Raw genomic sequence first — 13,956 nt, 5'->3', positions numbered from 1 at the left:
TAAAAAGCCGTCAGATCCTGATGTTTTAAATAATGTCAATAATGTACTGCTCCTTTGCCTGGTTGTCAATATAAAAAACGAACGCTTTGATTCGGCGAATTTCATTGAAAAACGTGTAAGTAGGGCATTAGCCCTTTTGTGGAGAAAATCGGAAGAAATCACGAGGAACAGCGCATAGTTAAATTTTATTATTTTGGATTTATTTTAAAAATATGCCATGGAAAACATTTACTATCTATTTAAAAAATGATAGTTTTTAATAGAAACAACCAAAGTGCAGTGTTTGTGGAAGGAGCGGGCTGTTCTTTTCGTCTTTTTTGTCCGCTTCAGGTGCTGTTTCAATTCTAAAATATGATGATCAGGGGGAATTACTGTGTTGAAATGTATGTTTCGTTCTAAACTATCGATCTTGACGTTCAGTCTTGTGATCGTGGCATCGATTTTTCTGCCATCGTTTCAAGCCAATGCCCAAGCTTTAAAAACTGAATCGGTCAACCGCCCGGCTGCGAGCGCCTCTTTATATTCGATCATAACTGGCGAGAGCAAGCAGGAGTGGTCATTTTCTGATATTGAGCTAACTTATCGTCCAAATTCGATTTTAGCGCTGGGAACGGTTGAATTTACACTGCCTTCAGGCTTTTCTGCAACAACGAAAGACACGGTTAATGGAAGGGCGCTGAGAACCGGGCAAATCTTAAACAACGGAAAAACGGTCAGACTGCCGCTTACGATTGATTTATTGGGCATCGCGGAGTTCAAGCTTGTACTGGCCAATAAAACACTTCCCGCTGCCGGAAAGTATACATTCAGAGCGGAAAACAGAGTGCTGGGTCTTGGGTCGACTTTCTATGCTGAATCCTCCATTGAGGTGCAAAAAAGAGCGACTCCGCCTACACAGCCGTGTCATTGTCAATAAACAAAAAAGCTCCAAAGACGATGTCTTTGGAGCTTTTTACATTTAGACATATAAAAATGCTGGCAGCTGTTCAGTTGAAAGGCGGTTGCCGACAAAGAAAGAGCCGAATTCACCGTATCGTGCACTGACTTCATCGAAGCGCATTTCATAGACAAGCTTTTTGAATTGAAGGACATCATCGGAAAACAGCGTTACGCCCCATTCATAGTCGTCAAACCCGATGGAGCCCGTAATGATCTGTTTGACTTTGCCCGCATATCCGCGGCCGATCATGCCGTGGCTGCGCATCAAATTCCTTCGCTCTTCCATCGACAGCATGTACCAGTTGTCATTGCCCGCTCTTCTTTTATCCATCGGATAGAAGCAGATGTATTTGGCGTTAGGAAGCTCTGGATAAAGGCGCGCACGCACTTGCGGATTTTCATAAGGGTCTCCGTCTCCGCTTCCCATATAGTTGCTGAGCTCGACGACAGATACGTAAGAATAAGCGGGGATCGTGTATTCTGCCAGTTTTGATTTATTAAATTCAAGTTCGATTTGGTTTAATTCCTCCATTGTCGGACGCAAAATCATCAGCATGAAATCCGCTTTTTGGCCAACGATGCTGTACAATGTGTGGCTTCCGTTCCAGTCTTTTTCTGCGGCGCCCCATTTTTCAAGGAGTCCGGTAAATTCGCTGATGATGATCTGTCGTTCGTCGCTGGAAAGCATCTTCCAGGCAGACCAGTCCATCGTCCGGAAATCATGAAGGGCATACCAGCCGTCAAGCGTTTGTGCGGCTTCGTTCGTTTTTTGCTGTTCGCTCATTTTGCATTCACTCCCAATTCTTATGTAATTGATTTCATCATATCATAGTTTATCCTTTTTCATCTGTTTCAAAGTCCTGAACAATCAATCATCGCAAGATATTCTTCACAGGAAAGGACAGACGCATATGTCGAGTCCAATGCGCTCAAAAACGCGGGATGCACATGCTCGGCAGGTACAGAATGGCCGTTGCACAGTCCGCAATAATCGTGCACTCATAACCAAAGCCTTTCACAGCAAGCGTTTTTGCATCAATGCACATGTGAGTCATCATACCGCAGATGACAAGGTGTGTGATCTGTTCATGCTAAAGATATTCCATGAGGCCTGTTTCTATAAAAATGTTTGGAACATGCTTTTTGATCAGCTGCTCCTCTTTGATTGTCTGAACCACCTGAAAGATACCGCAAAATGGAGGCTGATCAAACAGATTTGGCAATCCTTTCTTTGTTGAAAAGACATTCGAAGATAAAGTGGAAAGAAATAGGGGAATCATTCATTAAACGGGTCAGGCGGTTGGAAGCCGAATCAGGAAAGTGGAGCAAAATTGTTTGGGTTTTATCACAGTTTTTATGAAAACGAATGATCACTCGCGTTTTCTGCCGAACATGAAACGATCATTGAAGCTCACCGTATAAGCGGGGAAGGCTGTTACATACTAAACATGAACACAGCCTCAGGCAAGAAGCTGAATGAACGACTAAATGAAATCCTGCATTCCGCCAACTATCGGCGCGATATTTCGATTGACCAAGTGAAATAATTGCCGCTTAAATTAATTTAAAAAAAGCGTTTTTAACATGTAAGCGTTATAATTAAGGCTGAAGGATTGAATTTATATCTCAATAGAGTATGCTAAGTAGAGAAGTTTTTTGCAACACTTCAAGGAGGGTATATAGTAGTGGCAGACTTATTTTCAACAGTGCAGGAAAAAGTAACAGGTAGAGGAGTTAAAATCGTATTTCCGGAAGGCTTGGATGAACGCATTCTGACAGCGGTAAACAATCTGGCCGGAAATAAGGTGTTAAAGCCGATTCTCGTAGGAAACGAGGAGGAAATTACGGCAAAAGCAAAAGGATTGAACTTAACACTCGATGGTGTTGATATATATGATCCTCGTACATATGAAGGAATGGAAGACCTTGTTCAGGCTTTCGTTGAACGCCGTAAAGGAAAAGCGACAGAAGAACAGGCCCGCCAAATTCTTTTAGATGAAAACTATTTTGGAACGATGCTTGTTTATAAAGGCCTTGCCGACGGCCTTGTCAGCGGTGCGGCTCATTCAACAGCAGATACGGTTCGCCCGGCGCTGCAAATTATTAAAACAAAAGAAGGCGTTAAGAAAACATCCGGCGTCTTCATTATGGCTCGCGGCGATGAGCAGTACGTATTTGCCGACTGCGCGATCAACATTGCACCTGACAGCCTGGATCTGGCAGAAATCGCGATCGAAAGCGCCAACACGGCCAAAATGTTCGATATCGAGCCTCGCGTGGCGATGCTCAGCTTTTCAACAAAAGGCTCAGCAAAATCAGATGAAACCGAAAAAGTAGCCGATGCGGTTGCAATCGCCAATGAAAAAGCGCCTGAGCTTACACTTGACGGCGAATTCCAGTTTGATGCAGCATTTGTTCCGTCTGTTGCTGAGAAAAAAGCGCCGGATTCCGTGATTAAAGGTGATGCAAACGTGTTTGTTTTCCCAAGCCTTGAAGCGGGGAACATCGGCTACAAAATCGCACAGCGCCTCGGCAATTTTGAAGCGGTCGGACCGATCCTGCAAGGGCTCAACATGCCTGTAAACGATCTGTCCAGAGGATGCAATGCTGAGGATGTATATAATCTTGCCCTTATTACGGCAGCCCAAGCGCTGTAATACTAGAGAAGGTGAACCTTATCTTAAGGTTCACCTTCTTCATGCTTCAATTTTCACACTTAGCAAAGCTTCAGCCCCTTTATGCCCGACGTCTGCGGGCGGCCACTCGCAAAGATCAAAAGGATAATCAGAACCCGGTACGATCCTTTCTTCTCCGACAAGGTTTTTCAAATAGGCCGTACTCTCTTCATGCCATAACACACTGTCATACCAAAACCTTCGCAGATATTCGTCCGGTGCAGCCGCGATAGAAGCGGAAACATCGGCCCATTTTTCATACCCTTTGTTCAGTCTGCCGATCTGATATGGAAGATAGCCTCCTCCATGGGCCAAAAGAATTTTTACATTCGGAAACCAGTCTGTCACGCCGCTTAGTAATAAATCAGCTGCACAGACGGTCGTTTCCCACGGGACACCGATCAAATTGGGCATCATTTTGCGGCGCAGCCGCGGATCTTCGGATAGGAGCGGGTGGATAAATATAATCGCTTTTCGCCTGTCGGCTTCCTCCCAAAATGGCGTGAATACTTCATTTGAGAGCAGCTTATCAGATGCGCCGGGGCCGATGATCGCCCCTTTTAATCCTAAGTCCATGGCTTCACTTAAACGCTCGCAAGCTTTCGAAGGACTGTTGAGCGGAATGGTCCCGAGCCCTGATAGACGATTGCTGTGTTTTTCTGTCCAAATGGAGAGCGCTTTGTTATAAACAAAAGCCAATTCATCGGTCATTTCTTCGGCAAGGTCGTAAAGGAAAAGCTGGGGGACGGGTGACGCCAGTGAATGGGAGATTCCAGCTTTTCTTTGCTCTTTCAAATATAATTCTTCTTTAAAAAACGAGTCTTTTAATTCAAACCCCCATTTGTGATTAACGGTCAAAAATTCGGCCCGATCGGGTGATCTTTTTTCCCGGACCGCGTGCACTGACTTTTCATTGTCCTTAAGCCACAGCAGGACATCGTTTGGGATGAAGTGTGTGTGAAAATCAAACAAAGCTTATTCCCTCCATTCTCTTTATGGCCTCTTCCAATAACCGAGTTTTTCTGAAATTTCACAGGCCGCTTGTTTTACTTTATGTACGATTGTTGTTTGTGAGGTCTTCATGCGTTTTGTGGGGCCTACGACACTGACGGCATATATCACTTGTCCCAGGTAATTTCTGATAGGTGCGGAGATGGATGTGACGCCATCGATGAATTCTCCATGGCTGATGTCGAATCCGTTTTCTTTCACGGCTTCAAGCGTATCCTTCAGTTTTTTCTCGTCTGTAATCGTTTGATTTGTACAGCTTTCCAAGCCTTGTGTAAGATAACGGTCCAATAAACCGTCGTTGTCGAAAGCGAGCAGCACTTTCCCCGAGCTTGTACAATGCATGGGATTCTGCCGTCCGATGTATGAAAGGATTTCAACAGGACAGGGGCTTTCCTTCCGATTGATATAAACGACGCTGAAATCACCGCGTACTGCAATGTGGGATGTTTCCCCGGTTTCTTCAGTCAGCCTTTCAAGAATCGGCTGGGATTCCCGGTTGATTTCAAGAGTGGAGTTGACAATGGTGTTTAACTGCAAGACGGATAACCCTAACTTGTATCTTTTCGATTCCGGATCCTTCATGACAAATCCTTCGCTTTCCAATGTGGTCAAGAGGCGTGAGACCGTGCTTTTTCCGAGGCCGAGCGATGAGGCGAGTTCGGTTGCTTTCTTCTCCGGTGTATCCAAGGTAAACGATTGAAGCAGCCGAAGTGCATTTTTTACTGAACCGAGCAGGTAATGCTGCTTTGTCTCCACAGTCATTGTTTCCTCAACTCTTTTCATTGTTTTTGGTGCCTTTTATTCCATAATATAACATGGTCTAAAAAGGAAATGAATAAAAAAACGAAAAATATCAAATTTTCGGAAAAAATTTCTCATTTGTTCCGCATAGAGGAACAATGCGGTTTTCATGTTATATAAAATCATTTAATTTAATGGAAAGGTTTTGAAAAGGAGGATGTTTATTGAATATGAGTGTTCAAACTTCATCGGCAAAGCTCGTGTTTGACTGTCAGCATTTTATTAACGGCAGATATTTCTCTTCAGAAGATGGGAGAACGTTTGACAACATCAATCCGGCTACACGGGAAGTCATCGGAAAAGTGTCTGAGGGGGGCAAAAAAGAAATTGATCTGGCTGTCGCGGCGGCAAGGCGCGCATTAAATGGACGCTGGAAAAACATGGCGTCTGATGAAAGGATTCAAATCATCAGAAAGGTCGGCGACCTTATTCTTGAGCGAAAAGATGAGCTGGCAAGGCTTGAGACATTGGATACGGGAAAGCCGCTCTCACTCTCAAGCACTTTGGATATTCCCCGCTCTGCTTTTAACTTTCATTTCTTTGCAGATTTTCTGAGAGGAGTCGGAACGGAAGCCTATCAAACTGATGATACGGCAATCAATTATGCCATCCGCCGTCCGGTCGGTGTCGTCGGGCTCATTAATCCGTGGAACTTGCCGCTCCTTTTATTGACCTGGAAATTAGCGCCTTGCTTGGCGGCAGGAAATACCGCCGTCATCAAACCGGCCGAGCTGACGCCGATGACGGCAACGCTTTTGGGGGAGATCTGCCAAGATGCAGGCGTGCCTGACGGAGTCGTGAATATTGTTCACGGATTTGGACCTGATTCCGCTGGTGCTGCGCTTTCAGAACATCCCGATGTCGACGCGATTTCCTTCACCGGTGAAACGACAACTGGAAAAATCATTATGGAAGCTGCTTCAAAAACATTGAAAAAACTTTCTTTTGAATTGGGCGGGAAAAATCCCAATATCATTTTTGCGGATGCCGACATGGATGAAACAGTAAGCACCACCTTGAAATCAAGCTTTATCAATCAAGGAGAAGTATGTATGTGCGGGTCCCGCATCTATGTCGAACGGGAAGCATATGATGAGTTTTTGGACAAGTTTATTGAGAAAACGAAGGGGCTCAAGGTTGGAGATCCTTTTGATCCGAATACGAATATCGGAGCCTTGATTTCGGCCGAACATACTGAGCGTGTGATGGACTACATAGCATTGGCGAAAAAAGAAGGCGGTGACATTTTAACCGGGGGAAAGCGTCCTGAAGGCCGAGAATCCGGCTGTTATCTTGAACCGACGATTATTTCAGGGCTCTCCCGGCACTCCAGAGTCGTCAGAGAAGAAATCTTCGGGCCGGTCGTGACGGTGATTCCATTTGATGAAGAAGAAGAAGTCATCGCACAGGCAAATGATACACATTACGGTCTAAGTGCAACCGTATGGACAAACGACCTCCGCCGGGCACACCGTGTTGCCGGACAAATCGAATCAGGGATGGTTTGGGTTAATGCTTGGTTTCTCCGTGACTTACGGACGCCGTTTGGAGGGATGAAACAAAGCGGACTCGGGCGTGAAGGAGGCATTCACAGTTTTGAGTTTTTCAGTGAATTATCAAATATTTGCATCAAGCTGTAAGGGGGAAGAGCGGAATGAACGCCACGGCATTAAAAGAAACGGCACGGCTGTTATATTTTGCTGAAGCGGAAAACCGGGAGATCGAAAGAATGACAAGCGACTATCCGGATATGACGGTCGAAGATGCCTATCGAGTCCAGGAAGAGCTGATTTCACTGAAATTGAAGCACGGCAGCGGGATCATCGGTCCGAAAATGGGCTTAACGAGCCGGGCGAAAATGCAGCAAATGAATGTGGAAGAACCGATCTATGGTTATATCTTTGAAGATATGATCGTGCCCAACGGCGGACATATCAATATGGATAAGCTGATCCACCCAAAAGTCGAAGCAGAGATTGCTTTTTTGCTGGGGGAGGATATTGAAGGTCCTGGCATTACGGGTGAGCAGGTTCTCGCCGCGACCGATTATTTCATACCCGCCTTAGAAATCATCGACAGCCGCTATAAGAATTTTTCTTTTACACTGCCTGACGTCATCGCGGATAATGCGTCTTCTTCAAGGGTCGTGTTCGGTGAAAGGATCAAAAAGCCGGAAAATCTGAAACTTGAGTCAGCCGAAGTTTCTTTAATGATCAACGGTGTGGTCAAAGAGCAGGGGACAGGCGCCGCTGTTGTAGGACATCCCGCCAATTCGGCAGCGATGCTCGCCAATATGCTCGCAAGGAAAAAACAGAAGCTAAAAGCGGGGAGCATTATTTTGACAGGCGGTGTAACGGGAGCTGTCATGCTTAAGCCTGGTGACAGCGTTTCAGCACAAGTTGAAGGGCTCGGAGACGTTTCATTTGCAGTCTGTTCATAAGGGAGGAGATATTTTGCCGATCGTTCACATTCAACTATTAGAAGGCCGGCCGCCGGAAAAGGTCGAGGAGGTCATTCAACATGTGACAGAAACAGTGAGCATCACTTTGGATGCTCCTAAAGAAAACGTTCGCGTTCTCGTCACAGAGATTCCGAAAAGCCACTGGGGAATAGGCGGAATCCCGGCTTCAAAAGCGAAACCGTAAAAAAAGGGTTATGGGAGGAATAAACATGTCGATTGAAATGGCAGCACTTGTTCCGCATACACCGAGAATGTGCTTTGAAGAGAAAACGCCTGAATTTCAAAAGGAGCTTGTAAAAGGAATGAAGCGCCTTTCCGGAATGATCGAAAAAATACAGCCTGACGCTGTTGTCATGATCTCCTGCCACTGGACGTCGAGCTTCGATCATCTTGTGGATGCGGCACCTGATCATCGAGGGGTTTTGACAGCGCTTGAATGTCCGAATTTAATATCCGATGTTCCGTATTCTTATCCGGGAGACAATGAACTGGCGGTGCAATTGGCGGAAGCAGGCGTAAAAGGAGGGCTTCCCGTCATCCCTGTAAACGATCCCGTTTATTGCTGGGATTACGGGACCGTCGTTCCGCTCCGCTATCTCGTTCCAAAAGGCGATATTCCGGTTATCGATTTATCGGTAACATTGGCCGCGAATTTGGAAGAAACGTTTTTGTGGGGACAGCTTGCCGGAAGAGTGCTGAAAGAAAGCGGGAAGAAAACCGTATTTATCAGCAGCGGCGCTCTCAGCCATCACTTGGTGAGGGGGCCGGAATGCATGCCGACTTTGGCGGAGCAGGCCCTTGATGCACAATTTTTAACCTATCTAACGGACAATGATCTGGTATCTGCAAAATTGATGCTTCCTCAATATGCCAAAAATGCCGGACTCGAAGCCGGCGGCCGTCATATTGCGATGCTTTTGGGCGTGCTTGAGGATGGCTGCAAAAGTACATTTTACGGGTATGGCCAATCATCAGGCAGTTCCAATGTCGTCATGGCTTTTGAACCGATGTGTTCAGCTGCCCGATCTGTCAGGCTCACTGAAAAAGATACTGTGCGTTAATCTGTTCTTCATATCAATTTATCATGAGATGGAGGAAAAAAATGAGAAATCGTTCAATCCATCCTGGAGAAGTCATGGCAGCCAGCAAATTGAACAAAGTCCATATGACTGTTTTCTTCTGGTGTTTTTTCGCCATCGCCTTTGATGGATATGACATTGCCATGTACGGCGTCAGCCTGCCGTGGCTGATGGAGGAATGGAATTTAACAGCAATTCAAGCCGGGGCGATCGGCAGCTATACTTTGATCGGCATGATGCTGGGGGCACTGATCTTTTCGCCGGTCGCCGATCAATTTGGCCGCAAAAAGGTGCTTGGCATCTGCATTTTTCTATTCAGCCTGTTTACTGCAGGTTCGGGAATGATTGATTCTCCGCTGCTATTTACAGTCATGCGTTTTATTGCAGCGCTTGGAATGGGCGGATTGATGCCGAATGCCATTTCACTGATGACCGAATATTCACCGAAAAAAAACAGAGCGGTTATTGTCGCCGCCATGTATTGCGGTTATTCCGCAGGCGGAGTGCTGGCTTCCCTCATCGGCATGCTGGCAGTGCCCCACGCGGGCTGGAGGGTGCTGTATTTGATCGGCGCCGTTCCTTTGTTTGTACTGCCTTTCTTTTTCAGGCAATTTCCTGAATCCCTTTCTTTTTACATGCTGACAAAACAGACAAAAAAGCTGGCCGAGATTCTCAACAAAGTACATCCTGACGGACAATATAGAGAAAGCGACAATTTTCAGTTATCCGGCCATGCAGACCAAACGAAAGGCTTTCCTGTTAAAAAGCTGTTCCAACAAAAACGCGCCGCCAGCACATTCGCTTTCTGGCTGTCTGTATTCAGCTGCCTCATGATGGTCTATGGTTTAAATACATGGCTGCCAAAAATGATGCAGGCGTCGGGCTATGGAGTATCGTCAAGTTTGTCGTTCAATCTCGCGCTGTGCATCGGCCAAGCCGCCGGCGCTTTAATCGGCGGCAGGTTGGCGGATAAGGCCGGCCATAAAAAAGTGCTGGCCGTTATGTATATGCTTGGGGCTTTTTGTTTTGCAGCCTTTGGTTTAACGGTGAATCCTTATGTTTTGTACCTGCTGATTGCGCTGGGCGGAGCTTGTACTGTAGGTACGCAGAATATTGCCAATCCTTATATTTCCGAGTATTACCCGAAAGAAATCAGAGCCACCGGAATCGGCTGGGCGCTTGGAATCGGCAGAATCGGAGCCATCATCGCGCCTTCCCTTTTCGCATTGATCCTTGCTTCCGGCATTGATCCGAAGCAGTCGTTTATGATCTTTGCCGTCCCAAGCCTTTTTGCTGCACTCGGCATCTTGCTGGTCCAAGAGAATCATGCGAAATTTGACTTCATTCCTGCCGAAAAGCGCCGGAGTCAAATGAGAAGCGAATTAAAAATCTAAACCAATGGGAGGAAGAGATATTGCGGACACATGTGGGAATCATCGGAGCGGGGCCGGCGGGGCTTATGCTGGCCCATCTGCTTCACCGCAAGGGGATCGAAGCGGTCGTCATCGAATGCCGCTCCCGGCAAGAGATTGAGAAGACAATCCGGGCCGGCGTTCTTGAACAGATGACCGTTGATTTGCTGAATGAAACAGGCGCCGGGGAGAGAATGATGAAAATGGGCATGTTTCATAAAGGGATTGAAATCCGCTTTAACGGCAAACGGCACCGAATTGATATGCATCGGCTGACGGGAGGAAAAAATATTACGGTCTATCCCCAGCATGAAGTGCTGAAGGATTTAATTGCCGCCCGGGTAAAAGCGGGAGGGGAAATGTTTTTTAATGTTTCTGATGTGCGCCTGTCTGATCTTGATTCATCTGAGCCCAAAATCCACTATCAAAATGAAAATGGAGAAAGAGAAGAGCTGATCTGCGATTACATTGCGGGCTGCGACGGCTTCCACGGTCCAAGCAGGCAAAGCATTCCACAGAAGATTCGCAAAGAATACCAAAAAACGTACCCATATGGCTGGCTTGGCATTTTGGCGCAAGCGCCGCCATCTGCGCCTGAGCTTGTCTATGCGCATCATGAAGACGGTTTTGCCCTTCTCAGCACCAGAACGCCGGACATTCAGCGCCTTTACCTGCAAGTCAACCCGTCAGACTCTATGAATGACTGGCCGGATGAGCGAATATGGGAAAAGCTTCGGCTAAGGCTGTCGGCTGATGACGGGTGGAAGTTGATAGAAGGTCCGATTATTCAAAAAAACATCGTGTCGATGAGAAGTTTTATATGTGATCCGATGCAATACGGAAGGCTGTTCTTGGCGGGGGATGCCGCGCATATTGTGCCGCCGACCGGGGCAAAAGGTCTAAACCTTGCCATGGCGGATGTACAGCTGCTCGCAAAAGCGCTTCATGACTATTATGCAGCAGGTGAAACTGAACGGCTCGGCCGGTATACCGCAGCATGCCTCCGCCGCGTCTGGAAAGCAGAGCGTTTTTCCTGGTATATGACTTCTATGCTGCATCGTCACCATGATTCCACCCCCTTTGACTATCAAATTCAATTGGCGGAATTGGATCATGTCACGACATCGAAAGCAGCTGCTCAAAGTCTGGCAGAAAATTATGTCGGTCTTCCGCTAGAGCTTGAAGAACCGTCTTTAAGCATCATATAAGAAAAGAACCTCTTAAGCTCTTCGGTTTAAGAGGTTTTTTGGCTGAAAACGGCAGGAGGCAGAAAATCTCCACACCGCCTTCGGCTAGATGGTATAATAGGTATAGCTGAAATGCATAATGAAAGGGTTTGCAACATAAATGGCAAAGCAACTGATAGATCTACTGATCCAGCCGAAATGGAGAATCATTGACCAATCCAGTCTCGGCCCATATTTTGACGCAAAACAATCGTTCGCGATAGATGACACGCTGTGCGCCTCTGTCGGAAAAGGAGTGTCTCCTGCGACCGCCCGTTCCTGGGTCCACCATGACACGATCGTGCTCGGTATTCAGGATACGAGGCTTCCTTATTTGGAGGAAGGCATTTCATTTCTTGAGGAATCGGGTTATAAGGTCATCGTCCGCAATTCAGGCGGACTTGCAGTCGTGTTGGACAGCGGAGTATTAAATGTATCGCTGATTTTTCAGGACAAAAAAAACGGCATCGACATTGACCGCGGCTATGAAGCGATGTTTGAGCTGATCAAAAGAATACTGTCACCGTATGGCAAAGAGGTGAAAGCTTATGAAATCACAGGGTCCTACTGTCCGGGCAGCTACGATTTGAGCATAGGCGGCAAAAAATTTGCCGGAATTTCACAAAGGCGGCTGAGAGGCGGAGTGGCGGTCCAGATTTATTTATGCGCCGACTGTAGCGGCAGCAAACGTGCAGAGCTCATTAAACGTTTTTATGACATCTCATTAAAAGAGATGCGGGGCAAAACGAAAGCCGTTTACCCGGATATCCGCCCCGATTCGATGGCGTCGCTTTCAGAGCTTCTCAACAAAGAAATCTCGGTTCAGGATCTGATGCTCGCCCTTTTGACAGAGCTGAAAGAACTGTGCGGAGACATTTTTCAGGCACCTCTCTCAGCTGATGAAGAGACCGAGTATGAGAAAAATCTGCTCCGTATGATCGAACGGAATGAAAAGGTGTTTGGATAGAAAAAAAGCTCCGGAGAAAATCCGGAGCCTTTTTATGCTTTGTGCAACGCGCTTTTTCGGCGTTTTAAATAGGTTTTTAGGAGAAGACAGCAAGCCAGTATCATGATATAAATCAAGCTTACAGCCATTAAAACGACGGAAGCAGGCGTGTGCTTAGCTGCGTAAACGAAAAAATCAAGCTGTGAAATATCCCCCGCGTTTTGTATGGAATCCGCTCCATACATCAGTTTCGTAAATTTGGCTGAATATTTCCATTCCCATGGAACGTTTAAAAGCTCGCTGCCCTGATACCAGCTGACAAATGCGGAAAATAAAAACAAAAGAGCCGCTGTGCCGAACTGGACAGCATATACCACAAATTTCATAATCATGATTACCGCCTTATGAATTGCTATCACTATTATGAAATTTTTGTCATATAAAATCAAGGTTTTTAAAAGGAAATCCCCCCTATTTTAGAGGGGGGGAGAGCTATTCAGCCATTTTTTCCAAATTTCCATTCCGGTCCATTTTAAATGCCGGAGCGGCGTGCTCGTCTTCTTCAAATAAAACTAGCTTTCTTGCACGGTTCATGATTTTGACGAGCGTTTCGTAGTCTTCCTGGATCGTTGTTTGGTCTTTTTCAAGCTTTTTGACTTCAGCTTCGAGTTTTTCCACTTTTTTCGTCAAGTCTTCATTTTCCCTTTTTAAGCGGTCGTTTTCCATTTTCAATGCGGCAGTATGCTCCTGGTTCCCGGTATATTCTTGCAAAAAGCGAATGACATCATCCATCGTCAGTTTTGCAGGTGCAGCGGGGGTTTGTCCGGCATTCTCCTGTTTTGGCGATAGAAGGTGTGATAAGCTAGCTAACTCTTCTTTAAAGCTTTCATCTACATAAGGCAGATGCTCGTTTGCGATCGTCGTTTGCGGCTGGCTGGTTTCCTCATGTCCGCTTTTTTGCTCGACGGATGTTTCGGCCGGCGGTTCAGCGTCTATTTCTGCTGTTTCGACAGGCGGTTTATACAAAAGTCGTTTCTTTGCAGGTTGACCGTTTCCGAGGGCGCGCATTCTTTGCTTCCTCTGTTTTTTTGCCAGCTGCAGGGCTTTTTCATATTGGTGGCGGACGACCGCGTTCCATCTAAAACCGCAGGCGGCCGATGTCCGATTCAGTTTGTCTCCGACTTCTTCAAAGGCATTCAGCTGTGTGCTGCCTTCTCTGACATGCCTTAGAACGGTTTCGGCCAGCAATAAATCGTTTTCCTCAGACCAGGCGTCTTGTCTTTGTTTCATCACTTCTCAACTCCCAATGTTAGTATTGGTATTAGATTGTCCAATTTGGAAATATTTATACAAGTTTGCTAAAAGAATAGGAAGTGATTTTTTTAGCAGCCGCCTTGCAGGAATGA

15 protein-coding genes are annotated in these 13,956 nt (G+C 46.3%); 9 read left to right on the top strand and 6 right to left on the bottom strand.

The genetic code is table 11. The features are described from left to right. Positions 1-376 precede the first annotated feature (376 nt). A complete protein-coding gene (gene bslA / locus BTA30_RS03710) occupies positions 377-916 on the top strand; it encodes a biofilm surface layer hydrophobin BslA (protein ID WP_307894811.1) in 540 nt (179 codons plus the stop codon). 42 nt (positions 917-958) lie between these two features. Here bslA and hemQ read toward each other — a convergent pair whose 3' ends face one another. Together hemQ and BTA30_RS24295 are read right to left on the bottom strand one after the other, a co-directional pair. Then, positions 959-1,723 carry a hydrogen peroxide-dependent heme synthase gene (gene hemQ, locus BTA30_RS03705; RefSeq protein ID WP_076759446.1) on the bottom strand — a complete coding sequence of 255 codons (765 nt, stop codon included), beginning with the start codon at positions 1,721-1,723 and terminating at the stop codon, positions 959-961. 145 nt (positions 1,724-1,868) lie between these two features. Then, on the bottom strand, positions 1,869-2,021 hold the full coding sequence (locus BTA30_RS24295; protein ID WP_350339425.1) for an isochorismatase family protein: 153 nt from the start codon (positions 2,019-2,021) through the stop codon (positions 1,869-1,871). A gap of 603 nt (positions 2,022-2,624) precedes the next feature. Between BTA30_RS24295 and pta the strand changes: the two genes are divergently transcribed. Next, positions 2,625-3,596 carry a phosphate acetyltransferase gene (gene pta / locus BTA30_RS03690; protein ID WP_076759442.1) on the top strand — a complete coding sequence of 324 codons (972 nt, stop codon included), beginning with the start codon at positions 2,625-2,627 and terminating at the stop codon, positions 3,594-3,596. 39 nt (positions 3,597-3,635) lie between these two features. Here the strand turns inward: pta and BTA30_RS03685 are convergent, their stop codons facing one another. Both BTA30_RS03685 and BTA30_RS03680 read right to left on the bottom strand, forming a co-directional pair. Next, complete coding sequence (locus BTA30_RS03685; RefSeq protein ID WP_076759440.1) at positions 3,636-4,586, bottom strand: amidohydrolase family protein; 951 nt, start codon at positions 4,584-4,586, stop codon at positions 3,636-3,638. A gap of 21 nt (positions 4,587-4,607) precedes the next feature. Further along, positions 4,608-5,387 (bottom strand): IclR family transcriptional regulator, encoded by a 780-nt coding sequence (locus tag BTA30_RS03680; protein ID WP_076760246.1) that lies wholly within the window; start codon positions 5,385-5,387, stop codon positions 4,608-4,610. Between the two features lie 209 nt (positions 5,388-5,596). Here BTA30_RS03680 and BTA30_RS03675 point away from each other — a divergent pair, with 209 nt between their 5' ends. The 7 genes from BTA30_RS03675 to lipL all read left to right on the top strand — a co-directional run bounded on the left by BTA30_RS03675 (position 5,597) and on the right by lipL (position 12,571). Continuing rightward, on the top strand, positions 5,597-7,066 hold the full coding sequence (locus tag BTA30_RS03675; RefSeq protein ID WP_076760245.1) for an aldehyde dehydrogenase: 1,470 nt from the start codon (positions 5,597-5,599) through the stop codon (positions 7,064-7,066). Positions 7,067-7,080: 14 nt separating this feature from the next. Beyond that, positions 7,081-7,866 carry a 2-keto-4-pentenoate hydratase gene (locus BTA30_RS03670; protein WP_076759437.1) on the top strand — a complete coding sequence of 262 codons (786 nt, stop codon included), beginning with the start codon at positions 7,081-7,083 and terminating at the stop codon, positions 7,864-7,866. A gap of 13 nt (positions 7,867-7,879) precedes the next feature. Continuing rightward, on the top strand, positions 7,880-8,071 hold the full coding sequence (locus BTA30_RS03665; protein ID WP_076760244.1) for a 4-oxalocrotonate tautomerase: 192 nt from the start codon (positions 7,880-7,882) through the stop codon (positions 8,069-8,071). A 25-nt stretch (positions 8,072-8,096) separates the two neighbouring features. Continuing rightward, positions 8,097-8,948, top strand: coding sequence for a DODA-type extradiol aromatic ring-opening family dioxygenase (locus BTA30_RS03660; protein WP_076759434.1), 852 nt, complete (start codon positions 8,097-8,099; stop codon positions 8,946-8,948). Positions 8,949-8,989: 41 nt separating this feature from the next. Further along, positions 8,990-10,360 carry an MFS transporter gene (locus BTA30_RS03655; RefSeq protein WP_076759432.1) on the top strand — a complete coding sequence of 457 codons (1,371 nt, stop codon included), beginning with the start codon at positions 8,990-8,992 and terminating at the stop codon, positions 10,358-10,360. A 20-nt stretch (positions 10,361-10,380) separates the two neighbouring features. Then, a complete protein-coding gene (pobA, locus tag BTA30_RS03650) occupies positions 10,381-11,586 on the top strand; it encodes a 4-hydroxybenzoate 3-monooxygenase (RefSeq protein ID WP_076759429.1) in 1,206 nt (401 codons plus the stop codon). A 139-nt stretch (positions 11,587-11,725) separates the two neighbouring features. Next, the gene (gene lipL / locus BTA30_RS03645; protein WP_076759426.1) at positions 11,726-12,571 is read left to right on the top strand and encodes an octanoyl-[GcvH]:protein N-octanoyltransferase; all 846 of its coding nucleotides are present in this window, start codon (positions 11,726-11,728) and stop codon (positions 12,569-12,571) included. A 32-nt stretch (positions 12,572-12,603) separates the two neighbouring features. Here lipL and BTA30_RS03640 read toward each other — a convergent pair whose 3' ends face one another. After that, entirely contained in the window at positions 12,604-12,936 is a 333-nt protein-coding gene (locus BTA30_RS03640) for a YjdJ family protein (protein WP_076760243.1), read from the bottom strand. A gap of 106 nt (positions 12,937-13,042) precedes the next feature. Continuing rightward, the gene (locus tag BTA30_RS03635) at positions 13,043-13,843 is read right to left on the bottom strand and encodes an RsfA family transcriptional regulator (RefSeq protein ID WP_076759423.1); all 801 of its coding nucleotides are present in this window, start codon (positions 13,841-13,843) and stop codon (positions 13,043-13,045) included. Positions 13,844-13,956: the final 113 nt, after the last annotated feature.

The organism is Bacillus swezeyi (assembly GCF_001969815.1).
Taxonomy (GTDB): Bacteria; Bacillota; Bacilli; order Bacillales; family Bacillaceae; genus Bacillus; species Bacillus swezeyi.
Note: the sequence above shows the minus strand (reverse complement) of the source record. Positions and strands in the feature narration are given on the sequence as shown.

Bases quoted from the DNA above. Each gene is read 5' to 3' on its own strand.
- hemQ (WP_076759446.1), bottom strand. From the start codon at position 1,723: ATGAGCGAACAGCAAAAAACGAACGAAGCCGCACAAACGCTTGACGGC.
- BTA30_RS03640 (WP_076760243.1), bottom strand. From the start codon at position 12,936: ATGAAATTTGTGGTATATGCTGTCCAGTTCGGCACAGCGGCTCTTTTG.
- BTA30_RS03675 (WP_076760245.1), top strand. From the start codon at position 5,597: ATGAGTGTTCAAACTTCATCGGCAAAGCTCGTGTTTGACTGTCAGCAT.
- BTA30_RS03680 (WP_076760246.1), bottom strand. From the start codon at position 5,387: ATGACTGTGGAGACAAAGCAGCATTACCTGCTCGGTTCAGTAAAAAAT.
- BTA30_RS03660 (WP_076759434.1), top strand. From the start codon at position 8,097: ATGTCGATTGAAATGGCAGCACTTGTTCCGCATACACCGAGAATGTGC.
- BTA30_RS03655 (WP_076759432.1), top strand. From the start codon at position 8,990: ATGAGAAATCGTTCAATCCATCCTGGAGAAGTCATGGCAGCCAGCAAA.
- BTA30_RS03670 (WP_076759437.1), top strand. From the start codon at position 7,081: ATGAACGCCACGGCATTAAAAGAAACGGCACGGCTGTTATATTTTGCT.
- lipL (WP_076759426.1), top strand. From the start codon at position 11,726: ATGGCAAAGCAACTGATAGATCTACTGATCCAGCCGAAATGGAGAATC.